Below are 24,228 nucleotides of genomic sequence, written 5' to 3' on the forward strand. Positions count from 1 at the left end.
AAGTTGAATCCCTGGGCGCTGTGCGCGCCGCCGGCGGGGCAGACGCCGTCGGTGGGGTAGCCCCAGAAGTACATCGCGAAGCACTTCTGGCAGAAACGCCAATTGCGTTGTGCGGTCGGCGTCTCGGGGACGTCGTAGGGGAGGATGAAGTTGAATCCCTGGGCGCTGTGCGCGCCGCCGGCGGGGCAGACGCCGTCGGTGGGGTAGCCCCAGAAGTACATCGCGAAGCACTTCTGGCAGAAGCGCCAGTTGTTCTGCGTGGCCTGGGCCCCGGAGGGCGCGGCCGAGGCGGGTGCGGCGAACACGCCGGTGGTGAGGGCGGCTCCGGCGAGACCTGCGGTGACGCCGACGGCCCGGGTGAGGAAGGACCGTCTGCCGGGCGGCTTGCCGTCGCCGTTGTGCTCGCATCCCGTGTGCTGGTCGCGCGGACTGCCGTTGCCTGCGGATAAAGCCATGGCGGAACCTCTCCTTCTGTTTCGGCGGAATGCGGAATGCGGGCTGCGGAATGCAGTCGCTGCGCCACCGGTGCGGAGTTGTTCTTGGTGTTCTGGGCTTTTCGCGTGCTCTCGCTGCGTGCCGACAGAGGTTCCCACGGCTCGGGGTGCGGCCGAGCGGCCCTTTCCGGCCTTTCGCGGGAGGCGGCGGCCGACGGGCGGGCGGCAGGCGGCAGGCGGGCAAAAAAGAAAGGCAAGGAGGTTACCCGCTCCTTGCCACTCTCAACATATAGCGCATGGGGGGCCTTGCCGCAAGACCCCGGTCGTCCCGCAGAATGTCCAGCCGAAGGCGAAGCAATCGGGGTGAACGGGGCGGTTTGTATGTTTGACGTGATCGTGGTCGGGGGCGGACCGACCGGCCTGATGCTGGCGGGCGAGTTGCGGCTGCACGGCGTGCGCGTGCTCGTCCTGGAGAAGGAGGCGGAGCCGACCCGGCAGTCCCGCGCGCAGGGTCTGCACGTACGCAGCATCGAGGTCATGGACCAGCGCGGCCTGCTGGAGCGCTTCCTCGCGGTCGGCAAGCAGATCACGGCCGGCGGCTTCTTCGCCGGCCTCAGCGACTCGTGGCCGGACCGGATGGACACGGCGCACTCGTACGTCCTGCACATCCCGCAGGAGATCACCGAGCGCCTGCTGGCCGAGCACGCCGTCGAGGCCGGCGCCGAGATCCGGCGCGACTGCGAGGTGGCCGGGCTGAGCCAGGACGAGGACGGGGTGAGCGTCGAGCTGGCCGACGGCACGGTACTGCGCTCGCGCTACGTCGTCGGGTGCGACGGTGGTCGCAGCACCGTACGCAAGCTGCTCGGCGTCGCCTTCCCCGGTGAGCCCTCCCGGGTCGAGACCCTGCTGGGCGTGATGGAGCTGACCGCATCGCCCGAGACGGTGGCCGCCGTGGGGGTGGAGGTCCGCAAGACCCAGCAGCGGTTCGGTGCCATGCCGCTGGGGGACGGGGCGTACCGCGTCGTCGTGCCCGCCGAGGGGGTGGCCGAGGACCGCGCGACCGCGCCGACCCTCGACGAGTTCCGGCAGCAGCTGCGGGCGTTCGGCGGCACCGACTTCGGCGCGCACTCACCGCGCTGGCTCTCCCGCTTCGGCGATGCCACCCGGCAGGCCGAGCACTACCGTGTCGACCGGGTGCTGCTGGCCGGCGACGCGGCCCACATCCACCCGCCGACCGGCGGACAGGGGCTCAACCTCGGTATCCAGGACGCGTTCAACCTCGGCTGGAAGCTGGCCGCCGAGGTGGCCGGCTGGGCGCCCGGAGGACTCCTCGACAGCTACGAGACCGAACGGCACCCGGTGGCCGCCGAGGTGCTGGACAACACCCGCGCGCAGATGCAGCTGATGTCGGCCGAGCCGGGAGCCCGGGCGGTGCGCCGCCTGATGGCGGAACTGGTCGAGTTCGAGGAGGTGAACCGCTACCTCATCGAGAAGATCACCGCGATCGCGGTCCGCTACGACTTCGGCGACGGCCATGAACTCCTCGGCCGGCGACTGCGCGACGTGTGCCTGAAGCGGGGCCGCCTGTACGACCTGACGCACGGCGGCCGCGGCCTCCTGCTCGACCAGACCGGCCGGCTCTCGGTGGTGGGCTGGGCGGACCGGGTCGACCACGTCGTCGACGTCAGCGAGGAGCTGGACGTACCGGCCGTGCTGCTGCGGCCGGACGGGCACGTGGCGTGGGCCGGGGAGGACCAGGAGGAGCTGCTGAGGGCCCTGCCGAGGTGGTTTGGCGCGGCTGCCGCCGGCTGAGCGCGCCTCTCCTACGCGTCCGCGCCCGCCACCAGCCCCGGGTCCTGGCCTGCGCGGGTCAGGGACGCGGCCACGAAGCCGTCGGCCTTCAGGTCGTCCACCGTCGCCCGGAGGAAGGCGATCGTCTCCGGGGAGCGGGTCACGGGGGTGCCGACCGCCTGGCGGATCCGCATGAAACGGGTGTCGAGAAGGCGGACCTCCGGGTGGGCCGCCGCGTACGCGGTCATCGGCTGGCGGATGCCCGCGCCCGCCTCCAGGGCCAGGTCGGCGAACGTGTCGACGCCCTCCTCGCCCCGCACGAGGGTCGCGTGACGCAGGGTGCGGGTGAGGTGGAGGTCGTAGGCGGAGCCCGCCTTCACGCCGATGCGTACGCCCGGCGCGTCCACGTCCTCCGGGGTCCTGAACGACGACTCGCGCGGTACGGCGTACACGCCCTCGATCACCACGTACGGGGCCGTGAACGCCACCTCCGCCTCCCGCGCCGGGTCGACGGCGAGGAAGCAGAGGTCGGCGCGGCCGGTCGCCATCGCCTCGTACGACTTGCGGGCCGCGTCGAAGCAGAGCAGCTCCACCGGCACCCCGAGGCGCGCGCCGATCTCGCGGGCGAGGTCCACGGTGATGCCTGCGGGGGCGTCCGGGGTGCCCTGGGCGAGGACCGGGTTGCCGAGGTTGATGGAGGCGCGCAGGGTGCCGGTCGGGGCCAGGTCGGAGACGAGGGCGTTGGCGTCGGTCATGCGCGGAGTCTAGACAGCCGCCTTGTGTACGCCGTCGAGGAGGGCGAGTTCCTCCTCGGTCAGCTTCAGCGCGCCCGCCGCGACGTTGTCCTCCAGGTGGGCCGGGTCGCCCGTGCCGGGGATGGCCAGCAGGTGGGGGCCCTGGTGGAGGGTCCAGGCGATGCGGATCCGGGCGGGGCTCGCGTCGTGGGCGCGGGCGACGGCCAGGATCTCCTCGGGCTCGGTGGTGGCGGTGGCTCCGCCCTCCCTGCCGCCCGCGGCGATCGCGTAGAACGGGACGAACGCGATGCCCTGCTCCCCGCAGTGCCGGACGAACTCCGCGTACTCCGGGCGCACTCCGATCCCGTACATGTTCTGTACGCAGACGACGGGCGCGATGCCCCGCGCCTCCGCGAGCTGGTCCGGGGTGACGTTGGAGACGCCGAGGTGGCGGATGAGGCCGGCCTCGCGGAGTTCGGCGAGGGCGCCGAAGCGTTCGGCGATCGAATCGGTGCCGAGGACACGGAGGTTGACGACGTCGAGGTGGTCGCGGCCGAGCTGGCGCAGGTTCTCCTCGACCTGGGCGCGCAGGGCCCGCGGGGTACGGGCGTGGTCGGTCCAGGCGCCGGACACGTCGCGGGTGGGGCCGACCTTGGTGGCGATGACGAGGTCGTCGGCGTACGGGCCGAGAGCGCTGTTGATGAGCTCGTTCGCGGAGCGGAGGGGGGAGAAGTAGAAGGCGGCGGTATCTATGTGGTTCACGCCGAGGTCGACGGCCCTGCGCAGGACGGCGATCGCCTGGTCGCGGTCTCTGGGTACGGCGTTCTCGACGAGTGCCCCGCCGTTCTGCGGCAGGCGCATCGCGCCGAAGCCGATGCGGTTGACGGTGAGGTCGCCGAGGGTCCAGGTGCCGGAGGCGGCGGCGGATATGTCGGTGCTCGGCGTCGCGGTCGCGGTCGCTGTCGCTGTCCGGCTCGTGTCGGTGGTCATGGCGGGGATGATCTCCCGGTGGGCGGGGCGGCGCCAGCGGGTTCTTCCGGGCGTACGTTTCTCTCCGTCCGCGTAGTCGTCGGGCCGAAGCGGCCCGGAGGGTGGGGGATCGCGATGGCAGTGCGTCGGCGTCGAAGAAGGCGGGGCAGGCCGGTCCGCCCGTACGAGCTGGTCCGGCTGCACTCGGACGGGGAGCGGGCGCGGCGCACCGGGCTGCTCTTCACCGTGGCCGCCCGGCTGCTGGTGGGCGCGGCGATGCTGCTCGGGGCCGTCGCGGCGGTGCTGCTGTGGTGGCGGCCGGGACCGGACGGGCAGCGGCAGGCGCTGGTCCTCGGGGGCGCGGGGCTGTGCTGCGGGGGGCTGTGGGTGGTGGTGTTGGGGCTGGCGGCCCGCTGGCTGCGGCGCGGGGTGATCGCCGGCCGGGGGAGCGGGCCGGCCCCTGCCACCGGGCTGATGCCCGACAACTGTGGGGAACCGGAGTCGCTGTGGGACACGCTGCGGCTCGCGCACCTGGTGGCGCTGTGCGTGCCGCTGTCCGGCCTTGTGCTCGCGGTGATGAGCGGGGCGTCGGGGGAGGCGACCGGCGAGGTCGCGCTGATGCGGTGGGGGGTCTCCGGGTTCGGGCTGCTGCTGACCGGGCTCATGGGCGGGATCATCGGCGGTCTGGCCTTCGGCATGGTCGACTCGTCCGAGGCGTGGACGCCGCGCGGGGCCGCACGCAGGCTGTCGGCGTACGCGGTGCCGTACCTGCTCGCCGCGCCGTGGCTCGCGGGGCTGCACGCCGCCTGGTCGTCGGTGCTCGTCGCGGCGGGCGTGCTGTGGCTGCTGATCGCCCCGGTGAACCAGGCCGCCGGGCACATACCAGGGACGTCGTCCGCTGACTGAGGGCGGGCCGGGGCGGGCGACGTACCCGGTGGGCCATCCCGTGCCACCCCGGGGGGCTACCCCCACCCGCCATCCGCGTGCCTGCCGGATGGGGGTCTGACGCCTGATCAACAAGGGTTGCCCCATGACGACTTCCGCAGGCATCGCCCTCACCCTCGCCCTCGCCTCCGCCGCCCTCGGCACCCCGGCGGCGGCCCCCACCGCGCTCGCCCAGGCCGCCCCTGCCGCATCCGCCCCCGCTTCCACCCTGGCCTGGACCCCGTGCGGCCCCACGGGCCTCGGCCAGGAGTGCGCCACGCTCTCCGTGCCGCTCGACTACGCCGACCCCGCCGGTCGCCAGGTGGGCCTCGCCGTCTCCCGGATCCGCAGCGCCGACGCCCAGGCCCGGCGCGGCACGCTCCTCGTGATCCCCGGCGGCCCCGGCGGCTCCGGTGTGCAGCGGCTCAGCGCGAAGGGGGCGGCGCTCGGCAAGGAGTTGGGCGGGGCGTACGACCTGGTGGCCTTCGACCCGCGGGGGGTCGGGGGCAGCATGAAGGCGAACTGCGGGCTCGCGGAGGCGGACCGCTACATGGTGACCCTGCGCAGCTGGCCCGCCGCCGACGGCTCCATCGACGAGAACGTCGAGCGGTCCCGCCGGATCGCCGAGGCCTGCGCCCGCAACGGCGGCGCCGAGCTGCGCAGCCTCAGCACCGCCAACCAGGTCCGCGACATGGACCGGCTGCGCCAGGCGCTCGGCGAGAGGAAGGTGTCGGTGTGGGGCATCTCGTACGGCACGTACGTCACCGCCGTGTACGCCCAGAAGTACCCGCAGCGCACCGACCGCATCGTGCTGGACAGCAGCAACGACCCGAACCCGCGCACGGTCGCCCAGGGCTGGCTCCAGGGCATGGCCCGGGGCGCCGAGGACCGCTTCCCCGACTTCGCGGCGTGGGCGGCCCACCCGGACCGCGCCGGCGCCGGCCTGCGCCTCGCCGAGCGTCCCGAGGACGTCCGTCCCCTCCTGCTCGACCTGGCCGCCCGTCTGGACCGTGAGCCGAAGGCATCGGGGACGGCCGGCGTCCCGCTGACCGGCAACGTCCTGCGCCAGGCCCTGCAGAACGCCCTCTTCTCCGACTCCGCCTTCGAGGGCTTCGCCCGGCTGGTCCAGCAGGCCCGCACCCCGTCCGAGAGGCCGGTCATCCCGCCGATGCTCGCCGGTGCGATGCCCGACCCCGACGCGGCCATCACGGTCGGCGTCATCTGCAACGACGTGCGGTGGCGCGGTTCCGTCCGGTCCTACGAGCGCGCCGTCGCCGCCGACCGTGCCGCGTACCCGCTGACGGGCGGCATGCCGGCCAACATCACGCCCTGCGGCTTCTGGAAGGGCGGCCCGGTCGAGAAGCCGACCCGCATCACGGACGACGGCCCCTCCAACATCCTCATGATCCAGAGCCTGCGCGACCCCGCCACCCCGCACTCCAACGGCCTGAAGATGCGCGCAGCCCTCGGCTCCAAGGCCCGCCTCGTCTCCGTGGACCAGGGCGGTCACGGCATGTACCTGACCAACGGCAACGCCTGCGGCGACCGGACCGTCACCGGTTTCCTGCTCACGGGCGAGCGGCCCGCCACCGACGTCACCTGCTGACCCGCGCCGGGTGGACCACCTAGACTGCGATAACCGACATCTCGTCAGGAAAGGGATCATCCATGCCCTCTCGTCTCAACCCGTACATCAGCTTCGACGGCGATGCCAAGCAGGCGATGGAGTTCTACAAGGGGGTCTTCGGCGGCACCCTGAACCTCAACACCTACGGCGACTTCGGCGACCACGGGGCCGGCGCCCCCGGCGACAAGATCATGCACGGCATGCTCGAGACCACGGCCGGCTTCACGCTCATGGCAGCCGACAGCCCGCCGGGGATGCCGTACAAGCCCGGGAACAACATCTCGGTCAGCGTGAGCGGCGAGGACGCCGACGAGCTGCGCGGCTACTGGGACAAGCTCTCCGGCGGCGGAACGGTCTCCGTACCGCTGGAGAAGCAGATGTGGGGCGACGTCTTCGGCATGTGCACGGACCGCTTCGGCATCACCTGGATGGTCAACATCAACCAGCCGAAGGGCTGAGCGGACGGCGCTGCCCGACGGTGCGAACGCGAGAGGCTCCCGTTACGGGCGTACCGGGAGCCTCTCGCGTTCGCACCGTCAGACCTTCGCCGGTGACGGCTCCGGGTCCGGGTCCGGGTCCTGCTCAGCGTTCGGCTTCCCCGTGCCCGTCGCCACCGCGCGCTCCTCCGGGACCTCCGTCTCCACGTCGAACTCCTCCAGGAGCTCCTTGCCGAAGCCGAAGAAGTACGTCGCCACGAAGCCCACCACATAACCGACGAGCAGCCCGCCCGCGTAGATCGCGATCGTCGTGCCCGGGCCCTTGTCGCCGTCGAGGAGCGGGAAGAGGGCCCAGCCCGAGGGGCCGATGGCGGTGGAGCCGACCTTGTCGCCCAGCATGTCGAACAGGCCGACGAAGCCGCCGCCGAAGGCGCCGCCGACGCAGGCGGTGACGAAGGGGCGGCCGAGGGGGAGCGAGACGCCGTAGATCAGGGGTTCGCCGACGCCGAGGAATCCGGCCGGCAGGGCGGACCTGATGGTGCGGCGGATGGAGCCGTTGCGCGGGAGCTTCCGGTAGACCGCCATGGCCGCGCCTACCTGGCCCGCGCCCGCCATCGCCAGGATCGGGAGGAGGACGGTGGAGCCCTGCTGCTCGATCAGGGTGGTGTGGATCGGGATCAGGGCCTGGTGGAGGCCCAGCATCACCAGGGGCAGGAACAGGCCGCCGAGGACGAAGCCGGCGCCCGGGCCCGCGCCCGCGAGCAGCCAGTTCGCGAAGTCGCCGATCGCGGTGGAGACCTCGCCCGCCACGTACATCAGGCCGAAGACCGTGACCAGGCCTGAGATCAGGACCGTGAGGGTCGGAGTGACCAGGACGTCGAGCGCCTCCGGCACCCAGCGGCGGCACCACTTCTCCACGTACACGGCGAGCACCGCCGCACCCAGCGCGCCGAGCACGCCGCCCTGACCCGGCGACAGCGTCTGCCCGAACGCGTCGATCTTCGCGACGCCCGGGAAGACGATGACTGCGGCGACCGCGCCGCCGAGGATCGGCGTACCGCCGAACTCCTTCGCCGTGTTGTAGCCGACGAAGACCGCGATCAGCGCCATGAAGCCGCTCGCCGTCGCCGCGAGGGCCGGGGTGAGGCCGGGTACCCAACCCAGGTTGATCAGCAGGCCGTTGAGGCCCGCGATGATGCCGCAGCCGATGAGGGCGGGGATCAGCGGGACGAAGATGTCCGCGATCCTGCGGAGGAGCAGCTTGACGGGGGTCCGGTTCCGCGCCTTCCGGGCCGTCTTCAGGGCGGCGCCCCGCTCGGCCAGCTCCTCGGCGGTGTGCGCCGCGCGTACGGGCCCGGGGGCCTCCGCCACCAGCGCCTCGAACTCCGGGGTCACCCGGGCGACGGTGCCCGGGCCGAGGACGATCTGGTACGTGTCGTCCTCCACCACACCCAGCACGGCCGGCAGGGCCCTCAGGGCCTCGTCCCGGACGAGCGAGCGGTCCCGCAGACCCAGCCGCAGGCGGGTCATGCAGTGGGCCACGGAGCCGATGTTCTCTGCGCCGCCGACGAGGGGGAGGATCGCGGCGGCGATGGCGCGGTTCTTGTCGTCTGTGCTCATGGTGCGGTGGTGCCTTGCTGTGAGGGGGACCTCTGGGGCGGTGTGAGGTTACGAGGTGGCCGGCCCGGTCGCGTGCAGCGCCGCGCGGAGGTGGCCCCGCGAGTCCCGCAGCCGGCGCTCGGCCGTCGGGGCGTCGACGTCGGCGAGGATCATCAGGATCGCGGTCTTCACCTCGCCGTCGGCGGCGGCGAGGGTGGCCTCGATCTGCTCGTCCGGTGCGCCGGTGGCGAGGGCCACGATGCGGCGCGAGCGGGCCTGGAGCTTGTCGTTGGAGGCGCGGACGTCGACCATCAGGTTTCCGTAGGTCTTGCCGAGCCGGATCATCGTGATCGTCGAGATCATGTTGAGGACGAGCTTCTGGGCGGTGCCCGCCTTCAGGCGGGTGGATCCGGTGAGGAGTTCGGGGCCGGTGACGACCTCGATGCCGTGCTCGGCGGCCGCGGCGAGCGTGCTGCCGGCGTTGCAGGACAGCCCGATCGTCAACGCCCCCAGGGCGCGGGCGTGTTCGACGGCCCCGATGGCGTACGGGGTGCGGCCGGAGGCGGAGATGCCGACCACGGTGTCGTCGGTGGTCAGCCCCAGCGCGGTGAGGTCCTCGACCGCCAGCTCCTTCGAGTCCTCGGCGCCCTCGACCGCCTTCACCATCGCCGGCGGGCCGCCCGCGATGAGGCCGACGACCTCGGACGGGTCGGTGTTGAAGGTGGGCGGGCACTCGCTGGCGTCCAGGACGCCGAGCCGCCCGGCGGTGCCGGCGCCGAGGTAGAGCAGGCGGCCGCCGCGGGCCATGCGGGCCGCGGTGGCGTCGATGGCGGCGGCGATCGCGGGGAGCTGCTTGGCGACGGCGGCGGGGACGGACTGGTCCTCGCCGTTCATCAGGGCGGCGATCTCGGCCGTGGAGAGCCGGTCGATCTCGGCGAGCTCGGGGCGGAACGCCTCGGTGGTGAGGGTGGCCAGCTGGGCGCGCAGTGCGGAGTAGGTCGTGGACACGGGGCGGCTCTTTCGGTGCTAGGGGTGTCTCGTCGATCAGGCCGGATCAGCGAGCGGTGTCTGGTGTCGTGCAGCGCAAGGCGGAGGAGGGAGGCATGACGGTGCCATGGCGACCGACGACAACGCGGCGAGGCGCGGCATCAGGCGCCGGGAGCCCGGCATGACCGGCGGGACACCTCCTAGCGCGTGCGCGGGGAGTGGCGGTGGGCGAGGGCTTCGTACGAGGCCGCGAGGGCAGGAGCCGCCGTCTCGTACGTGCGCTGGGTGACGCAGGTGAACAGGCAGTCCACGACCAGGAGCTGGCTGGTGCGCGACGACATGGCGGCGGGCCGGAGCTCGCTCTCGCGGGCCGTGGAGGTGGTCAGGACGTGGTCGGCGTACTGCGTCACGGGGCCGTCGGGGCGGCCGGTGACGGCGACGGTGGTGGCGCCGTGGTCGAAGGCGACGCGGAGCGGTTCTATGACGTCGCCGGTCGAGCCCGAGTGGGTGATGGCGATGGCGACGTCGCCGGAGCGGAGCTGCACGGCGTTGGTGACCGCGAGGTGCGGGTCGCTGTGGGCGTGCGCGATCAGGCCGATGCGGAGCAGCTTCTGTCCGAGGTCCTGGGCGACGAGGCCGGAGGCGCCGACGCCGTAGATGTCGATGCGGCGGGCGGTGGCGAGGGCGGCGACGGCGGCGCCGAGCTGGACGGTGTCGAGTCCGGCGGCGGTGTCGGCGAGGGTCTGCTGCTCGTCGTACGCGAGCTTGGCGACGACGTCGGCCACGGGATCGTCCACGGCGATGTCGGCGGTGACGGATGGCGCACGGCCGGACTGCTGCTGGGCGGCGAGGCCGGCGAGGGCGAGGCGCAGGTCGCGGTAGCCCGGGTAGCCGAGCAGGCGGGCGGTGCGGACGACGGTCGCCTCGCTGGTGCCGGTGAGTTCGGCGAGACCGGTGACCGTGAGCGCGGCGCAGCCGGCCGGGTCCCCGGCGACGGCCTCGGCGACCCGCTGCATGGAGCGGGTCATGGACGGGGCGAGCGTCCGCACCTTGGCCGCGAGGGCGGCGGGCGCGGGCGGCGCGGTCGCCCCGGCGGCGGGGGCGCTGCTGGTGCCGCCGCTGCCACTGGTGAAAATTTCCTTCACTTCATTGGTCACTCTTGAAAGATATTTTCGGCAACGGGGACCGTCAATACCCCGTTGGACCCGGATGGGGACGGGACGTTCGTCCCGGGGGAGGGTTGCTGGCATCCGCCGTCACAGGGGGGACAATGTGAACATGGACGACATCGACCCCGTGGAACAGGCTCTCCATGCCGCCCGCGCCCTGATACTCGCCGATCTGGTGGCCCGCGAGGTCGCCCTGGCCGAGGTCGTCTCGATGGTGGAGGACGCCGTCGCGCACCGCCGCTGGTGGGTGGAGCAGTGGCCCGAGGGACGGGCCTTCGTGGCCGGCCTGATCGCCCAGGACGTCCAGGACGCCCTGCTCGAACGCTACGGCCGCTGGCCGCTCTGCCCCGTCTGCTCCTCGGGCGACCCGCACGCCCTCGACGTGGAACCGGAGATGGGCCCCGACCCGCACTGGGTCTGCGGCAAGCAGGGCGTCGTGGTCGCCCGGGTGGGCGGCCTCACGTGACGGGGGCCGGAGAGTGACCCTCTACATCGACCCGCCGACCTGGCCGGGTCATGGCCGCATGTGGTCCCACCTGATCAGCGACGTCTCCTTCGACGAACTCCACGCCTTCGCCGCCTCGATCGGCGCCCCGCCGCGCGCCTTCGAACGCGACCACTACGACATCCCCTCCGACCGCTACGCCTCCGCGGTGGCGGCCGGCGCGATCGAGGTCGGCTCGAAGGAACTCCTCCTCCGCCTCACGGCCGCGGGCCTGCGCCGCCCGAAGAGCCGGCCGGCGCAGGGGGAGACGCTGCCGCGCTACGACGTGTAGGACGACACCGACCGGAGCCGCGGCGGCCGTCGTTCACACAGTGTGACGGGATGCGGCCGGAACCCCCATCCGCCGCTCGCCCAGCCGCTAGTCTGCCGCCGAACGGCACACGCTGAGGCTCGGGGGGCCGGATGTCGGTGGAGATCGTCTTATGGCTGGTGCCTCGGCGAATCGGAGCGGGAGGTCGCCTGGCGGATCCCGAAGGTGCCCGGCGGGGTGAAGGCACTCAGGTCCCCGGAGGCCGGCGACCGGCTGCTCGTTCTGACGGCCCTCGGCGAGTTGTGGCTGTGCGACTTCCGTACGGGCGAGATCCTGTCCCGCACGACCGTCGGCTCCCGCCTCCGTGGCGCCCGTTTCTCCCGCGACTGCGGCCTCGACCCGGAAGTGCTGGAGGCGCTCTCCCGGGTCGGTGGCGTGATCGTGGGCTAGTGGGACCGGGTTACGACGTGTAGCTGATGCCCGCGCCGTGGGTGGCGGCTATGGTGCCGGACGCGTAGCCGTCGTGGATCTTGACGGGGTTGCCGTCGACGTTCTTCACCTTCAGGGTGGCCCGGACCTGGGTGCAGCCGCCCAGTTGGGACGGGGCGAGGTGGAGGGCGTTGGCGGCCGTCTGGTGGTGCTTGGCGTTGGTGATGTTCCAGCGTGAGACGGGGCCCGTGATCGGGTCGCCGCAGACGGAGCCGTCGGGGTTGCGGGGCTGGGCCTCGACCCAGGTGTCGACGACCGTGCCCGTGTAGGCGGCGGTGCCGCCGGAGCAGATGGGGGAGTTGGCGGCGCAGGTCGACAGGGCGGCGTCCTGGTAGACGACGAAGTCGGTGGCGCTCTCGGACGGGGTGTACGTGTAGCCGAGGGTGGTGGCCGTGGTGGCGCGGGCGACGGTGGTGCCGGTGCCGGCGAGGAGGGTCCAGCGGGCCTGGCCGGTGTAGGCCGTGCTGCGGGCGAGTTCGGCGCCGGCCGGGACGCGCATGGTGACCGTACGGCCGCCGGTGATGATCGAGGAGTACGAGACGACCGACAGGCGGCAGGTGTAGCCGCCGTCGGCGGGCGCGACGAACACCCAGCGCAGGGCGGCGGTCAGCTGCTTCTCGTTCGGGGGCACCAGGTTGGCGGCCCAGTAGGTGCCGGCCTCGGTGCCGGTGGGCAGGGCGGTGCCGTCGGCGTTGCGGCAGCGGATGGCCATGGTGTTGCCGATGTTCTCCCCGGCGGAGAGCGCGTCGACCGGTCCGGTGGAGAAGAACCGGGACCAGAGGTACGAGCGCTCCCCGGCCGCGGCGTCGAAGGCGATCTCCGTACCGGGCACGTCCAGGTACGTGTCGGCGTTCCTGGTCGCCTCGTACGTGAAGTCGGCCGACGCGGCGCTCGCGGGCACGGCGGTGAAGACCGCACCCGCGAGGGTGAGCACGAGCGCCCCGGCCGTCGCGACGGCGGCGCGGATCGTTCTGAGTCGCACTGAGGTCCTGCTCTCTCGTTGTCGTGTCCCTTTTGAGGGGGCCCTCCGGCGGGAGGTTCAGCGAGACGATACGGAAGCCTGCTCGGGCTCCTGCGTGGAGGCGCCGATCACCACGCGGGAGCGGGAGGGCCGGCTCAGCCGCAGCGAGACGGCCACCGCCGCGAGGCCCAGGACGGTCATGGCGGCGCCCGCCCAGGCGGGGGAGGCGTAGCCGAGGTCGGCGTCGATGACGGTGCCGCCGAGCCAGGGGCCGCCCGTGTTGCCGAGGTTGAAGGCGGCGGTGGTCGTGGCGCCCGCGAGGGTGGGGGCGGCGCCGGCGACGTTGAACATGCGGGCGTTGAGGGCCGGGGCGGTGTAGAAGGCCGAGACGCCGAGCAGGAAGGCCAGCACGATCGTGGCGACGGGGCTCGAGGAGAACAGGGCCAGGGCCACGAGGAAGACGGTGGAGGCGGTGATGCCGCTGAGCAGCACGCCGAACAGGTGCGCGTCGGCGACCCGGCCGCCGATGTACGTGCCGATGAGGGCGCCGATGCCGAAGAGGGCGAGGACCCCGGACACCCAGCCTTCGTCGAGACCGGAGACGTCGGTGAGCAGCGGCGCCAGGTACGAGAAGGCGCAGAAGACGCCGCCCGCGGCGAGCGCCGTGATCAGGACGGAGAGCAGCACCTGCCGGTCGCGGTAGATGACCAGCTCGGACCGGAGCCGGGGCCGGGTCTCGGGCCGGGGGATGTGCGGGATCCGGGTGACCACGCCGACCAGGGCGATCGCGGAGGCCGCGCCGACGGCCCAGAACGCCGAGCGCCAGCCGAGGTGCTCGCCGAGGAAGGCGCCCGCGGGGACGCCGAGCACGTTGGCGATGGACAGTCCGCCGATCATCACGGCCATGGCCCGGGCCCGCGCCCCGACCGGCACCATCGCGATGGCGACCGCGGCCCCGACCGCCCAGAACCCGGCGCACGCGAGCGCGCTCACCACCCGCGACGCGAACAGCACCGCGTAGTTCGGCGCGAGCGCCCCCGCCACCTGCCCGAGGCCGAAGACCGTGATCAGCGCGACGAGCGTGGTCTTACGGGGCAGCCGGAGCGTGGCGACCGCGAGCAGCGGGGCGCCGACGACCATGCCGATCGCGAACGCCGATATGAGCAGTCCCGCGCGCGGGATGGAGACGCCCATGTCCTCCGCGATCGGCGGCAGCAGCCCGGAGAGCATGAACTCGCTCGTCCCGAGGGCGAAGACGGACAGGCCGAGGATGTAGACGGCCAGCGGCATACGGGCGGGGGAGGGGGCGGGGGAGGCGGAAGGGGAGGTCACGGGGGTGGTGGCTCGCTCGGCGGAGGAAGACGGCATGACATGGGCAACCCGGGGTTTGTGCCTGTCATTCCGGCCGGAATGAACATCTCGGGATGCGAGACGTCCACTCCGTGGCCGACGGTGGTGAGTGGGGCGGGCCCGCGGCTACGACTGCTCGGCGTCGTCCCGGTCTCGGCGCCGCCCGCCCCGGAGGAGGTCGAGTGCATCGGGCATCGGCGGGAAACGGGGCGCGCACCCGGGGCACGCGTACACGTTGAACCCCGGACCGGAATTCTGGTGCACCTCGGAGACGAGCACCGGCGCGTCCGTGACGCGGTTGCAGCGCACGCACATGCGGACGGGCTTCCGTGGCGTGCTGGGGGTGGCGTCGTTCACCGGGCCACCCCCAGCGGATGTACGTCCCAGGTGTCCTGGTCGATGCCGAAGTCCGCCGCCAGCACGAGGCCGAGCCGCCGCCACCCCTGACGGGCGCGCTCCTCCTGCCGCTCGTACTCGACCAGGTAGGGACGGACGAGCGCGGTGTCCTCCCCGTCGAGCATCTCCAAGAGCCCGTACGGGGACCGGGGTAGCGCGCACGCCTCCTGTCGGACGGGGGCCCTTGCGGGACGGGCTTCGGTCGCGTGCCCGGCAGAAGCCGGGGCGGCGGGATGGGTGTCAGTCCTGCGCCGCCCCCGACCGGGCGCTCGCGCGCCCAGCAAGCAGTGCAGGAAGGCATGGATAATGCCCACTGTCGTCAACCTCCATGGGTTGATGGCCACGCCCCCGGGCCGGTGCAACGGCTGCGGGGGCCCTCTGGTGATGTACCACGGTAGACCATGGTGCACCTCGGTGCACCATGGTCCGGCAATGTGGGACTCGGTGCGCCGCGCGATGCTGAATGCATGGCCCAGTACGAGTGGCAGCGGATCGCACGCATCATCGAGGAAGAAATCCGGACGGGACGCATTCCCCCTGGTGGAGCACTGCCCAGCATCACGCGACTCGCCGAGACCCACGGCGTCGCAGACCGCACGATCAGGCGCGCCCTGCGAGACCTCCGGGAGCGAGGGTTGATCGAGACGCTTCCGCACAAGGGCTCGTTCGTCGTTGACGCACTCCCGCCCGCTGCTGTACCCGAGTCCGGCGAGTCGGCCGACTGATCAGCCGACCTGAGGCGCTTCCTGCGGAGCGAACCGTCCGCTGATCCGTACAACGGGCTTATCGGGCCTGCAAGTTCGTGCAAGTCCAGTGCGCCGCACCCTTCGCCCCGTGCAAGCTCTCACACAGAGATCGTCGGCAGCGAGCGAGGAGTACACCATGGCTCTGCACAGGCTCGGTAAGGATCCCGAGAGCAAGGACGGTGGCTCGCCCCCCCACTCGGAGTACCGGCCCGCCTGATCCCGGTCCGCTCGTGAACACGTCGCCCTCGTCGTCCGTCCAAGAAGCCCGCGCTGTCTTCGGCAAGCGCCTGCGCGACATCCGCAGGTCCACCGGCATGACTGCGCGAGCGCTGGCGATCCACGCCGGATGGAGCGAATCCAAGGCATCCCGCATGGAGACGGGGCGCACCCCTCCGTCCGATGACGACCTCCTGAGGTACGTCACGATCTGCGGAGTGCCGGAGCAGTACGAGGACCTGCGAGCCGCCGCCCACGGCATCGACGAGATGTACGTCGAATGGAAACGGCTCCAGAGGAACGGCCTCAAGCGCGCCCAAGAGGCCCACGTCTCCCTGAACGCCCGCACTCACCGCTTCCGTATCTACGAGCCCGGGGTCGTGCCGGGACTCCTGCAGACGGCCGGCTAGGCCAGATGCAGACCTGGCGCGGCTCAGGCCGAGTCCTGTGGCGCGGTGGAAGCCCTTCGTACGGCGATGGCCGCGCTGGGACTGCCCGAGGCCTCCTGGAGCGGCATCAGGGCGGTCGTGACCCACAGAGGGGCCGCGTACGTCCACGTCGGACTCATCCCCGCCGCCGCTGCCGAGGTGCTGGCCGAAGCGCTGCGCTCCTCGCCCGTGACCACGGACTGACGGTGACGGGGCCGCAGCTGCCGCTGCTTCAGTCGCGCCCCGTCAGCTGCGCCAGTTCCCGTTCCAGGTTCGCTCGTGCCGTCTCCTCCCAGGCCGCCGCGCCGTAGGGGGTGCGGAACAGGCGGGGGAGGGCGAGGAGGTGGCGGAGGATGGCGGCGCGGCCTTCGCGGAAGGCGGGGTCGGGGACGAAGGCGTACTCCTCGCGGATTGCCCTCGTATACCCCGTATAGGTATCCGGGCGGCTCGCCAGGATCGCCAGGTCGGCGTCGCACAGGGTCTCGCCGTTGAGGTCGCCCGGGGCCGGGTCGTGGGTGACGGTGAGGCGGACCAGGCGGGCGACCTCGGTGACCTCGCGCGGGGTCAGGCCCGCCTCCGTCAGGGCCCGTTCGGCCAGGGCCGCGGAGCGTTCCTCGTTCTCCGAGCGGTCCGGGAGGTAGACCGCGTCGTGGAACCAGGCCGCGAGCCGGACCAGTTCCAACTCCCCGCCCTCGCCGCCCTGGTCGGTCAGTTCGTCGATGCGGTCGAGGACCGCCCGCAGGTGGTCGACCGTGTGGTACCTGCGCTGCGGCTCGGACCAGCGGGCCAGCAGGTTCTGCCCGTACGGCAGGGGGTCGGGGCCCGCGCGGCCGGCCCTCGCGGCGCGCAGGGTGGAGGTCCAGCGCCGGAGAAGCTCCCGCTCCTGGTCCGCGGGCGGCTTCGGTGAGGTCGTCTCTGCGGTCATGGGGGCATTGTGCCGCCCCCGGTGCGCCTTCGGCGTGCGGACGTGCGCGCTCCCTTTCGGTCCTCATCCTGGCCTCACGTTGCTCTTACATACCCCCCATGGGTATGTTACGGTGCTGCGCACAGGTACCCCCTGGGGGTATGCAGCAGCGAGTGAAGGGTCAGGGCAATGTCAACCGTCAATCCCCGGCGCTGGTGGGCACTTGTCGTGCTCGCCGCCGCACAGTTCATGGTCATCATGGACACCTCGATCATCGGCGTGGCGCTTCCCGAGATGCAGAAGGACCTGGGCTTCTCGCAGGGCGAGCTCCAGTGGGTCTTCAACGCCTACGTGATCGTCTTCGGCGGACTGCTGCTCCTCGGCGGACGCCTCTCCGACCTCGTCGGCGCCCGGAAGATCTTCGTCACCGGCTGGGCCGTCATGATCGCCGGCTCGGTGCTCGCCGCCGCCGCGCAGACGGCCTGGGTCGAGATCGCCGGCCGCGCCGTCCAGGGCGTCGGCGGCGCGCTCATCGCGCCCTCCGCCATGACCCTGCTCATGATGCTCTTCATGCACGACCCGCGGGAGCTCGGCAAGGCCATGGCGCTCTACGGCGCCGCCGCCCCGGCCGGCGGTACCGCGGGCGTCTTCCTCGGTGGCGTCTTCACCGAGTGGGCCGCCTGGCAGTGGGTCTTCATCATCTACATCCCGATCGGCCTCGCGACCCTCGCCGCGACCCGGCTGCTCCCGAACGTCGAGTCCCGTCGCGGCTCCGTCGACGTCCTCGGTGCCGTCGCCGTCACCGCGGGACTCGCGCTCGCCGTCTTCGCCGTCGTCCGCGCCCCCGAGGTCGGCTGGGGCTCCACCGCCACCATCCTGGAGCTGGTCGGCGCCGTCGTCCTCCTCGTCCTCTTCTTCGTGATCCAGAAGGCGGTCCGCGAGCCGCTCATGCCCCTCAGCGTCTGGCGGGTGCCGCGCCTCGGCTCGGCCAACCTGGCGATGACGCTGCTCGGCGCCGCCTGGATCCCGATGTGGTACTTCCTCAACCTCTACCTCCAGCAGGTCCTCGGTTACGGCGCCTTCGCGTCCGGTGCCGCGCTGCTCCCGATGACCGTGCTCCTGATGATCTTCATGACGGCCATCACCGCCCGTCTCATGGCCAGGTTCGGTGCCAAGCCGCTCATCGGCATCGGTCTGCTCGTCCTCGCCGCCGGTCTGGTCTGGCTGGCCGCGGTCGAGCCCACCGGCACCTTCCTCGTCGACGTCCTGCCCGCCTCGCTCGTCGCCGCGCTCGGCATGTCCCTCGCCTACATCCCGGCGATGATCGCCGCCATGTCCGGCGCCCCGCAGGAGCAGGCCGGTCTCGCCTCCGGCATCGTCAACACCACGTACAACGTCGGCTCCGCGCTCGGCCTCGCCGCCCTCACCGCGGTCGCCATGTCGCAGGGCGCCGACCAGCTCGGCAACCTGCCCAAGCTGACCGACGGCTTCTCCTCCGCCTTCATCGGCGCCGCGATCATCGCCGCGGTCGGCGGTGTCATCACGCTCCTCGTCATGAAGAGCGACAAGGCCCTGGCCGCCGAGGCCCCGGCCCCCGCACCGCAGCAGGGCGACAAGGTCGCCGTGTGACGCACCCCCGAGGGGCCGCCCGACGTCCGTCACCGGACGCCGGGCGGCCCCTTTTTCCGTACCCGATCAGAGGGAGACCAGGAAGTGGATCTCAACACCCGGGCCGTGCACGTCTCCAACCCGCCCTTCGAGCAGGGCGGCCGGCCGCTCTCGGTGCCGCTCGTGCAGTCCTCCGCCTTCGCCTTCGCCTCGGCCGACGAGCTCGCCGAGGCGATGGCCGGACCCGACGGGCGGTACGTCTACAGCCGGCGCGGCAATCCGACCGTACGCGCCCTGGAGCAGACCCTCGCCGGGCTCGAAGGGGGCGCCGGAGCCATCGCCTTCGCCTCCGGGATGGGCGCCATCAGCGGGGTGCTGCTCGCCCTCCTCAAGCCCGGCGACCGGGTGGTGGCGCAGCGGTGCCTGTACGGGGGGACGTACGCCGTCCTGTCGGACCTGGCCGGGCGGTACGGCGTCGACGTCACGTACATCAGCGGCGACGACGCCGGCGAACTCGAGGGGGCCGCGCGGTCCGGCGACGTCAGACTCCTGGTCCTGGAGACCATCGCCAACCCCACCGGCCAGGTCGCCGACCTGCCGGGGCTGCTCGCCGCCGCCCACCGGCTCGGGGTGACGAGCCTGGTCGACAACTCGCTCGCCTCGCCCGTCCTGTGCCGTCCGATCGAGCTCGGCGCGGACGTCGTCGTGCACTCCACCAGCAAGTACCTCTCCGGTCACTCGGACGTCCTCGGCGGCGCCGCCGTCTTCGCCGACGACGCGCTGCGCCGCGCGGTGTGGCCCCGCACGGTCGAACTGGGCGCCTGCGCCGACCCGTTCGCGGCCTGGCTGACCCTGCGCGGGATACCCACGCTGCCGCTGCGGATGCGCGAGCACTGCGCCAACGCCGCCGTGCTCGCCGGGCGGCTGGCCGGCCGCGGCGACGTCACGCGCGTGCACTACCCGTGGCTTTCCGGCCACCCCTCGTACGTCACGGCGCGCAAGGTGCTCGCGGGCGGTGGCGGGTTGTTGTCCTTCGAGCTGGAGGGGGGCCGGGAGGCGGGCCGGGCCTTCATCGAGCGCGTACGGGTCGCCAAGCTCGCCCTCTCGCTCGGCGGCGTGGAGACGCTCGTGACCCATCCGGCCTCGACCTCCCACCGCGAGCTGGACGCCGAGGCCCTGGCCGCGGCCGGGATCGCGCCGGGTCTGGTGCGGATGTCGGTCGGCATCGAGGGGGTCGAGGACCTGTGGGGCGACATCGAGCGCGCGCTGGCCGACGAGGAGGGCGAAGGCCCTGGCGGCTGGGGCCGTTTGAGCCTTCTTTTGGGTTGACAAAATAAATGAGCGATTCGTAGATTAGGTGATGCCAGGGAACGACCACTCCTAGGTCAAGGGGGGCGCGCGATGCGCTACTTCGAGGACTTCCGGCCCGGCGACGTCCACGAGCTGGGCACCGTCACCGTCACGGCGGAGGAGGTGCTGGAGTTCGGCAGGCGCTACGACCCGCAGCCCTTCCACACGGACCAGGACCTCGCCGAGGCCTCGCAGTTCGGCGGGCTGATCGCCAGCGGCTTCCACACCCAGTCGATGTTCATGCGCCGCTACGTCGACGGGCTGCTCGCCTACAGCGCCTGTATGGGCTCGCCCGGGATCGACGAGGTCCGCTACCTGCGTCCGGTACGACCCGGGGACGTCCTCGCGGCGCGCGTGGAGATCCTTGGCGCGACTCCGTCGCCGTTCAACCCCACCAGCGGCACCGTCAAGCCGCGCTGCACGCTGGTGGCCGCCGACGGGACGGCCGTGTTCAGCATGATCCTGCACAGCATCTTCCGGCGCCGTCCCGCCGGATCCGAGGCCGGCCATCTGTCGTCGATGCCCGCGGCCGAGGACCCGGCCGGGTGCTGCGCACGCTGAGCACGGCCGTCCGCAACTCCCGTAACCCAATCGAAGGGGGACCTCCTGTGGAGGCCGTATCCCGCACCGCCCAGTGGACCGCCGCCGCGCGTGCCCTGGAGACCGAGCGCGAGGACCGGCTGTTCGCCGATCCCTACGCGCGCACCGTCGCCGACCAGATCGGCTTCGAACTGCTCGAGCGCTACGCAGGGGCCGGCACCGTGCCGTTCCTCGCCATCCGCACCACCTACCTGGACCGCGCGATCGTCAAGGCGGTGCAGGAGCGCGGCATCCGCCAGGTGGTGTTCCTCGCCGCCGGCATGGACACCCGGTTCTTCCGGCTGCCCTGGCCCGCCGGCGTCACCGTCTACGAGCTGGACCGCCCGGCCCTCCTGGAGGCCAAGGCCGACATGCTGGCCAACGAGCCCGCGCCGGCCGGCCGCACCCGGATCACCGTCCCGGTCGACCTGACCCAGGACTGGACCGGCCCCCTGAAGGAGGCGGGATGGAAGAGCGACGAGCCCGTCCTGTGGGTGGTCGAGGGCCTGCTGTTCTTCCTGCCGGAGCAGGCCGTACGGACCCTCATCTCCACGCTCTCCGCGCACGCGGCGCCCGGCTCCGTGCTGCTCGGCGACGTGATCTCCAAGGCCGCCCTGGAGAACCCGCTGTCCCGGCCCTTCCTCGGCGCCCTCAAGGAGGACGGCAACCCGTGGCTCTTCGGCACCGAGGAGCCCGAGGCGCTGCTCGACGCCTGCGGCTGGGCCGTACGCGAGGTGAAGCAGCCCGGTGAGCCGGGCGCCGACTTCGACCGCTGGCCCTACCCGGTCCCGCCGCGCTCCGTGCCGCGCGTGCCCCGCTCCTTCCTGTTCACGTGCGACCTGCCGGGCAGCCAGGAGGTGGCCGCATGAGCGCCCACGACTTCCACCAGAGGGTCATCACCGACGCCGGCGCGGCCGTACGCGGCCTGACCGTCGCCCTCGGCGAGCGCCTCGGCCTCTACAAGGCGCTGGCCGCCGAAGGCCCGCTCACCGCCGCTCGGCTCGCCGAGAAGACCGGCACCGACGAGCGGTACGTCGAGGAGTGGCTGCACGCCCAGCTCTCGGCCGGATACGTCGAGCGGCACCCGAGCTCCCTCACGTACACGCTGCCCGCCGACCACGTCGAGGTGCTCGCCGACCCCACCGCCGTCACCTACGCCGCCGGCTTCTTCACCGCCCTGAAGGCGCTGTACGCCACCGAGGACCTGCTCGTCGAGGCGTACAGGTCCGGTGACGGCGTCGGCTGGGCCGAGCACGACGCGGCCCTCGACACCGGCATGGGCTCCTTCTTCCAGCCCACCTACGAGCACAAGCTCGTCCCGGACTGGCTGCCCGCCCTGCACGAGGTCACCGACAAGCTCGCCGCCGGCGGCACCGTCGCGGACGTCGGCTGCGGTGTCGGACACACCACCCTGCTCATCGCCAAGGCCTTCCCGAACGCCACGGTCCACGGCTTCGACTACTCCGAGGAGGCCATCTGCCTCGCCCGGCAGCTCGCCGAGGAGGCCGGCCTCTCCGACCGGGTCGTCTTCGAGGTCGCCTCCGCCGACGACTTCCCGGGCTCCGGCTACGACCTGGTGTGCTTCTTCAACGCCCTGCACGACATGGGCGATCCGGTCGCCGCCGCCCAGCACGTCCACAAGTCGCTCGACGCGGACGGCACGTGGATGCTCGTCGAGTCCAACGTGTCGCCCGCCGACATCGACACCCAGACCCCCGCCGCCCGCATGTTCATGGCGCTGTCCGCCGTGATGTGCCTGCCTGTCGCGGTCGCCCAGCGCGGCCCGCACGCGCTCGGCAACCACTCCGGCGAGAAGGCCTTCCGCGCCATCGCCGAGGAGGCCGGCTTCACCCGCTGGCGGCGCGCCACCGAGACCCCGGTCAACGCGGTCTACGAAGTCCGCCCGTAACCCACGCCGCCGGCAACCCCGAGGAGTCACCCCATGGGCGTCACCGCCCCGCTGCCCGTCACCGACCGGTTCATGGAGGTCCTCGAGCGCCTCAGCGAGCGCTCCGTCGAGGACTACTACAACCCGTACCAGACCTTCCAGTGGCCCGAGACGCTGGAGGAGAACCGGTACTGGATGACGCCGGAGCTGCTCACCGTCTACGGCACCGAACACTTCGACACCCTCGGCGAGGAAACGCTTCAGCGCCTCTCCAAGTGGGAGTCCATCAACTTCTACAGCCTCAACGTGCACGGCATCCGCGAGCTCCTCATCGAGGTCGTCGGCCGCATCCACATGCCCGGCTTCGAAGTGCCGTCGGACTTCTTCCACCACTTCATCGGCGAGGAGAACGAACACATGTGGTTCTTCTCCGAGTTCTGCCGACGCTACGGCAACAAGATCTACGGCTCCACCGCCATGCGCGCCGACGCCGCCTGGGAGCCCGAGGTCGAGAACTTCCTGGTCTTCACCCGCATCCTGTTCTTCGAGGAGCTGGTCGACCACTACAACTCCCGGATGGCCAAGGACGACGCCCTGTGCCACACCATCCGCGAGGTCAACCGCATCCACCACCAGGACGAGTCCCGCCACATCGCCTTCGGGCGCGAGCTGGTCTCCCTGCTGTACCAGCGGATGTGCCAGGCGGTCGGCGCCGAGCGGGTCCGTGAGGTCGAGGCGTACCTCAAGAGGTACGTCGTCTACAGCACCAACTCCCTCTACAACCCGCACGTGTACCGCGACGCCGGCATCGCCGACCCGCTCGCACTGCGCAACGCCCTCGTCGCCGACGAGCGCCGCCGCCCGCACGAGCGCAAGGCGATCCGCAAGCCGCTGTCCTTCTTCCTGAAGACCGGGATCTTCTCCGACGACACGCTTCCCGTCGTCTGAGCGACAGCCCTCACCCGAGAGGTGCACCGATCATGACCGTGACGACCCCCGAGACCGCCGGCCACGGCGGAAAACAGGAGGAGTCGAGGGGCCTGCCCGTCATGGGCCCCGAGGGGACCCGCCTGCTGCGGCTCCTCGACGACACCTTCGAGGGCTGGGGAGTGGCCGCGGGCGCCCGCCCGATGACCATGCCCCCGCTCCTGCCGGCCGCCGACCTGGCCCGGCTCGACTACTACGACAACTTCCCCCACCAGGCCGTCGTCGCCGCCCCGCTCGACCTGGAGCGCCGCGAGACCACGCCCTTCTCCACCGACACCGGCTGCTTCCCGGTCGAGGCGCTCGAACCCGCCGCGCTCGGCCTGCCCTCGGCGTCCTGTTACGCCGTCTACCTGACCCACCAGGGCACCGCGGTCGCCGACGACACCCTCGTCACGATCTGCTCCTGGTGCTTCCGCAAGGAGACGCACTACGAGGGCATGCGGCGCCAGCTCGGCTTCCGCATGCGGGAGATCGTGGCCATCGGCGGGCGCGAGCACGCCGAGGACCATCTGGCCACCTTCACCACCCGGATCCACGCCTTCGCGGAGGCGCTCGACCTGCCGCTGCGCAAGGAGGCCGCCTGCGACCCGTTCTTCGACAAGGGCGGCTCGAAGGCCGTGCTCCAGCGGCTCACGCCGGTGAAGCACGAGTTCCTGTACGAGGACCTGGCCATCGCCTCGGTCAACACGCACCGGAACTTCTTCGGCGACCGCTGCGCCATCACCCTGGAATCCACCGGCGGTCCCGCCTTCACCAGCTGCGTCGCCTTCGGCCTGGAGCGCTGGGTGTCGGCGCTGACCCGCCGGCACGGCGGCTGGCAGGCCGCCACCCGGGCGGTGCTCGACGCGAACGCCCGCCTGCGGGCCGGTGCGAGCGACGCGGCCGGGCCGGTGATCTGAC

The 24,228-nt window shown here is 72.0% G+C and carries 26 protein-coding genes and 1 pseudogene; 17 read left to right on the forward strand and 10 right to left on the reverse strand.

All coding sequences use genetic code 11. The features are described from left to right. Window positions 1-455: pseudogene (locus ACIGEZ_RS33460) on the reverse strand (hypothetical protein); the annotation flags it as partial. 360 nt (window positions 456-815) lie between these two features. Between ACIGEZ_RS33460 and rox the strand changes: the two are divergent. Continuing rightward, the gene (rox, locus tag ACIGEZ_RS33465) at window positions 816-2,246 is read left to right on the forward strand and encodes a rifampin monooxygenase (protein ID WP_399838936.1); all 1,431 of its coding nucleotides are present in this window, start codon (window positions 816-818) and stop codon (window positions 2,244-2,246) included. Window positions 2,247-2,257: 11 nt separating this feature from the next. Here the strand turns inward: rox and ACIGEZ_RS33470 are convergent, their stop codons facing one another. Together ACIGEZ_RS33470 and ACIGEZ_RS33475 are read right to left on the reverse strand one after the other, a co-directional pair. Next, window positions 2,258-2,980: a transporter substrate-binding domain-containing protein gene (locus ACIGEZ_RS33470; protein WP_399838939.1), complete on the reverse strand. Its 723-nt coding sequence runs from the start codon at window positions 2,978-2,980 to the stop codon at window positions 2,258-2,260. Window positions 2,981-2,989: 9 nt separating this feature from the next. Continuing rightward, window positions 2,990-3,949 carry an oxidoreductase gene (locus ACIGEZ_RS33475; RefSeq protein WP_399838941.1) on the reverse strand — a complete coding sequence of 320 codons (960 nt, stop codon included), beginning with the start codon at window positions 3,947-3,949 and terminating at the stop codon, window positions 2,990-2,992. Window positions 3,950-4,063: 114 nt separating this feature from the next. On the opposite strand from ACIGEZ_RS33475, the gene ACIGEZ_RS33480 reads away from it, so the two are divergent. The 3 genes from ACIGEZ_RS33480 (at window position 4,064) to ACIGEZ_RS33490 (ending at window position 6,937) form a co-directional block, all read left to right on the forward strand. Beyond that, on the forward strand, window positions 4,064-4,834 hold the full coding sequence (locus ACIGEZ_RS33480) for a hypothetical protein (protein ID WP_399838943.1): 771 nt from the start codon (window positions 4,064-4,066) through the stop codon (window positions 4,832-4,834). 124 nt (window positions 4,835-4,958) lie between these two features. Then, on the forward strand, window positions 4,959-6,458 hold the full coding sequence (locus tag ACIGEZ_RS33485) for an alpha/beta hydrolase (RefSeq protein ID WP_399838946.1): 1,500 nt from the start codon (window positions 4,959-4,961) through the stop codon (window positions 6,456-6,458). 62 nt (window positions 6,459-6,520) lie between these two features. Then, a complete protein-coding gene (locus ACIGEZ_RS33490; RefSeq protein WP_399838948.1) occupies window positions 6,521-6,937 on the forward strand; it encodes a VOC family protein in 417 nt (138 codons plus the stop codon). 78 nt (window positions 6,938-7,015) lie between these two features. Here ACIGEZ_RS33490 and ACIGEZ_RS33495 read toward each other — a convergent pair whose 3' ends face one another. From ACIGEZ_RS33495 to ACIGEZ_RS33505, 3 genes are all read right to left on the reverse strand, one after another. Continuing rightward, entirely contained in the window at window positions 7,016-8,536 is a 1,521-nt protein-coding gene (locus ACIGEZ_RS33495) for a PTS transporter subunit EIIC (protein WP_399838951.1), read from the reverse strand. A 48-nt stretch (window positions 8,537-8,584) separates the two neighbouring features. After that, complete coding sequence (murQ, locus tag ACIGEZ_RS33500) at window positions 8,585-9,523, reverse strand: N-acetylmuramic acid 6-phosphate etherase (protein ID WP_399838954.1); 939 nt, start codon at window positions 9,521-9,523, stop codon at window positions 8,585-8,587. A gap of 179 nt (window positions 9,524-9,702) precedes the next feature. Then, window positions 9,703-10,659, reverse strand: coding sequence for a MurR/RpiR family transcriptional regulator (locus ACIGEZ_RS33505; protein WP_399838957.1), 957 nt, complete (start codon window positions 10,657-10,659; stop codon window positions 9,703-9,705). Window positions 10,660-10,780: 121 nt separating this feature from the next. On the opposite strand from ACIGEZ_RS33505, the gene ACIGEZ_RS33510 reads away from it, so the two are divergent. From ACIGEZ_RS33510 to ACIGEZ_RS33520, 3 genes are all read left to right on the forward strand, one after another. Then, on the forward strand, window positions 10,781-11,137 hold the full coding sequence (locus ACIGEZ_RS33510) for a hypothetical protein (protein ID WP_399838960.1): 357 nt from the start codon (window positions 10,781-10,783) through the stop codon (window positions 11,135-11,137). A gap of 13 nt (window positions 11,138-11,150) precedes the next feature. Next, window positions 11,151-11,447, forward strand: coding sequence for a DUF4031 domain-containing protein (locus ACIGEZ_RS33515; RefSeq protein ID WP_399838963.1), 297 nt, complete (start codon window positions 11,151-11,153; stop codon window positions 11,445-11,447). Window positions 11,448-11,663: 216 nt separating this feature from the next. Next, window positions 11,664-11,876 carry a hypothetical protein gene (locus ACIGEZ_RS33520; RefSeq protein ID WP_399838966.1) on the forward strand — a complete coding sequence of 71 codons (213 nt, stop codon included), beginning with the start codon at window positions 11,664-11,666 and terminating at the stop codon, window positions 11,874-11,876. Between the two features lie 10 nt (window positions 11,877-11,886). Here the strand turns inward: ACIGEZ_RS33520 and ACIGEZ_RS33525 are convergent, their stop codons facing one another. From ACIGEZ_RS33525 to ACIGEZ_RS33535, 3 genes are all read right to left on the reverse strand, one after another. After that, window positions 11,887-12,897: a hypothetical protein gene (locus ACIGEZ_RS33525; protein ID WP_399838969.1), complete on the reverse strand. Its 1,011-nt coding sequence runs from the start codon at window positions 12,895-12,897 to the stop codon at window positions 11,887-11,889. Window positions 12,898-12,954: 57 nt separating this feature from the next. Then, complete coding sequence (locus ACIGEZ_RS33530) at window positions 12,955-14,166, reverse strand: Cmx/CmrA family chloramphenicol efflux MFS transporter (protein WP_399839078.1); 1,212 nt, start codon at window positions 14,164-14,166, stop codon at window positions 12,955-12,957. A gap of 413 nt (window positions 14,167-14,579) precedes the next feature. After that, window positions 14,580-14,747, reverse strand: a complete 168-nt coding sequence (locus tag ACIGEZ_RS33535) for a hypothetical protein (RefSeq protein ID WP_399838972.1) — start codon at window positions 14,745-14,747, stop codon at window positions 14,580-14,582. A 342-nt stretch (window positions 14,748-15,089) separates the two neighbouring features. Between ACIGEZ_RS33535 and ACIGEZ_RS33540 the strand changes: the two genes are divergently transcribed. The 3 genes from ACIGEZ_RS33540 to ACIGEZ_RS33550 all read left to right on the forward strand — a co-directional run bounded on the left by ACIGEZ_RS33540 (window position 15,090) and on the right by ACIGEZ_RS33550 (window position 16,216). Next, window positions 15,090-15,347, forward strand: a complete 258-nt coding sequence (locus ACIGEZ_RS33540) for a winged helix-turn-helix domain-containing protein (protein WP_399838975.1) — start codon at window positions 15,090-15,092, stop codon at window positions 15,345-15,347. Between the two features lie 251 nt (window positions 15,348-15,598). Beyond that, on the forward strand, window positions 15,599-15,994 hold the full coding sequence (locus tag ACIGEZ_RS33545; protein ID WP_399838978.1) for a helix-turn-helix domain-containing protein: 396 nt from the start codon (window positions 15,599-15,601) through the stop codon (window positions 15,992-15,994). Between the two features lie 45 nt (window positions 15,995-16,039). Next, window positions 16,040-16,216, forward strand: a complete 177-nt coding sequence (locus ACIGEZ_RS33550) for a hypothetical protein (RefSeq protein ID WP_399838980.1) — start codon at window positions 16,040-16,042, stop codon at window positions 16,214-16,216. Between the two features lie 28 nt (window positions 16,217-16,244). On the opposite strand, the gene ACIGEZ_RS33555 is transcribed toward ACIGEZ_RS33550, so the two are convergent. Then, window positions 16,245-16,937: a hypothetical protein gene (locus ACIGEZ_RS33555; RefSeq protein ID WP_399838983.1), complete on the reverse strand. Its 693-nt coding sequence runs from the start codon at window positions 16,935-16,937 to the stop codon at window positions 16,245-16,247. 168 nt (window positions 16,938-17,105) lie between these two features. Between ACIGEZ_RS33555 and ACIGEZ_RS33560 the strand changes: the two genes are divergently transcribed. The 7 genes from ACIGEZ_RS33560 to ACIGEZ_RS33590 all read left to right on the forward strand — a co-directional run bounded on the left by ACIGEZ_RS33560 (window position 17,106) and on the right by ACIGEZ_RS33590 (window position 24,227). Beyond that, window positions 17,106-18,545: an MFS transporter gene (locus tag ACIGEZ_RS33560; RefSeq protein WP_399838985.1), complete on the forward strand. Its 1,440-nt coding sequence runs from the start codon at window positions 17,106-17,108 to the stop codon at window positions 18,543-18,545. An 84-nt stretch (window positions 18,546-18,629) separates the two neighbouring features. Beyond that, complete coding sequence (locus ACIGEZ_RS33565) at window positions 18,630-19,853, forward strand: trans-sulfuration enzyme family protein (RefSeq protein WP_399838988.1); 1,224 nt, start codon at window positions 18,630-18,632, stop codon at window positions 19,851-19,853. 72 nt (window positions 19,854-19,925) lie between these two features. Next, window positions 19,926-20,435 (forward strand): MaoC family dehydratase, encoded by a 510-nt coding sequence (locus tag ACIGEZ_RS33570; protein WP_399838991.1) that lies wholly within the window; start codon window positions 19,926-19,928, stop codon window positions 20,433-20,435. A 47-nt stretch (window positions 20,436-20,482) separates the two neighbouring features. After that, window positions 20,483-21,322: a class I SAM-dependent methyltransferase gene (locus ACIGEZ_RS33575; protein WP_399838994.1), complete on the forward strand. Its 840-nt coding sequence runs from the start codon at window positions 20,483-20,485 to the stop codon at window positions 21,320-21,322. After that, complete coding sequence (locus tag ACIGEZ_RS33580) at window positions 21,319-22,362, forward strand: class I SAM-dependent methyltransferase (RefSeq protein WP_399838997.1); 1,044 nt, start codon at window positions 21,319-21,321, stop codon at window positions 22,360-22,362. The genes ACIGEZ_RS33575 and ACIGEZ_RS33580 overlap by 4 nt, the downstream gene beginning before the upstream one ends. 33 nt (window positions 22,363-22,395) lie before the next feature. Further along, window positions 22,396-23,289 (forward strand): diiron oxygenase, encoded by an 894-nt coding sequence (locus tag ACIGEZ_RS33585; protein ID WP_399839000.1) that lies wholly within the window; start codon window positions 22,396-22,398, stop codon window positions 23,287-23,289. A 32-nt stretch (window positions 23,290-23,321) separates the two neighbouring features. Next, complete coding sequence (locus tag ACIGEZ_RS33590) at window positions 23,322-24,227, forward strand: hypothetical protein (RefSeq protein ID WP_399839004.1); 906 nt, start codon at window positions 23,322-23,324, stop codon at window positions 24,225-24,227. The last annotated feature ends 1 nt before the right edge of the window (window position 24,228 follow it).

It is taken from the genome of Streptomyces sp. NPDC085481, from assembly GCF_044541845.1.
In the GTDB taxonomy this organism is placed as follows: domain Bacteria; phylum Actinomycetota; class Actinomycetes; order Streptomycetales; family Streptomycetaceae; genus Streptomyces.

Excerpts from the sequence above, each read along its gene's own strand:
- ACIGEZ_RS33590 (WP_399839004.1), top strand. The coding sequence starts at position 23,322 with ATGACCGTGACGACCCCCGAGACCGCCGGCCACGGCGGAAAACAGGAG.
- ACIGEZ_RS33470 (WP_399838939.1), bottom strand. The coding sequence starts at position 2,980 with ATGACCGACGCCAACGCCCTCGTCTCCGACCTGGCCCCGACCGGCACC.
- ACIGEZ_RS33560 (WP_399838985.1), top strand. The coding sequence starts at position 17,106 with ATGTCAACCGTCAATCCCCGGCGCTGGTGGGCACTTGTCGTGCTCGCC.
- rox (WP_399838936.1), top strand. The coding sequence starts at position 816 with ATGTTTGACGTGATCGTGGTCGGGGGCGGACCGACCGGCCTGATGCTG.
- ACIGEZ_RS33480 (WP_399838943.1), top strand. The coding sequence starts at position 4,064 with ATGGCAGTGCGTCGGCGTCGAAGAAGGCGGGGCAGGCCGGTCCGCCCG.
- ACIGEZ_RS33585 (WP_399839000.1), top strand. The coding sequence starts at position 22,396 with ATGGGCGTCACCGCCCCGCTGCCCGTCACCGACCGGTTCATGGAGGTC.
- ACIGEZ_RS33495 (WP_399838951.1), bottom strand. The coding sequence starts at position 8,536 with ATGAGCACAGACGACAAGAACCGCGCCATCGCCGCCGCGATCCTCCCC.
- ACIGEZ_RS33580 (WP_399838997.1), top strand. The coding sequence starts at position 21,319 with ATGAGCGCCCACGACTTCCACCAGAGGGTCATCACCGACGCCGGCGCG.
- ACIGEZ_RS33510 (WP_399838960.1), top strand. The coding sequence starts at position 10,781 with ATGGACGACATCGACCCCGTGGAACAGGCTCTCCATGCCGCCCGCGCC.
- ACIGEZ_RS33540 (WP_399838975.1), top strand. The coding sequence starts at position 15,090 with ATGGCCCAGTACGAGTGGCAGCGGATCGCACGCATCATCGAGGAAGAA.
- ACIGEZ_RS33485 (WP_399838946.1), top strand. The coding sequence starts at position 4,959 with ATGACGACTTCCGCAGGCATCGCCCTCACCCTCGCCCTCGCCTCCGCC.
- ACIGEZ_RS33490 (WP_399838948.1), top strand. The coding sequence starts at position 6,521 with ATGCCCTCTCGTCTCAACCCGTACATCAGCTTCGACGGCGATGCCAAG.
- ACIGEZ_RS33475 (WP_399838941.1), bottom strand. The coding sequence starts at position 3,949 with ATGACCACCGACACGAGCCGGACAGCGACAGCGACCGCGACCGCGACG.
- ACIGEZ_RS33535 (WP_399838972.1), bottom strand. The coding sequence starts at position 14,747 with ATGCTCGACGGGGAGGACACCGCGCTCGTCCGTCCCTACCTGGTCGAG.
- ACIGEZ_RS33555 (WP_399838983.1), bottom strand. The coding sequence starts at position 16,937 with ATGACCGCAGAGACGACCTCACCGAAGCCGCCCGCGGACCAGGAGCGG.
- ACIGEZ_RS33530 (WP_399839078.1), bottom strand. The coding sequence starts at position 14,166 with ATGCCGCTGGCCGTCTACATCCTCGGCCTGTCCGTCTTCGCCCTCGGG.
- ACIGEZ_RS33570 (WP_399838991.1), top strand. The coding sequence starts at position 19,926 with ATGCGCTACTTCGAGGACTTCCGGCCCGGCGACGTCCACGAGCTGGGC.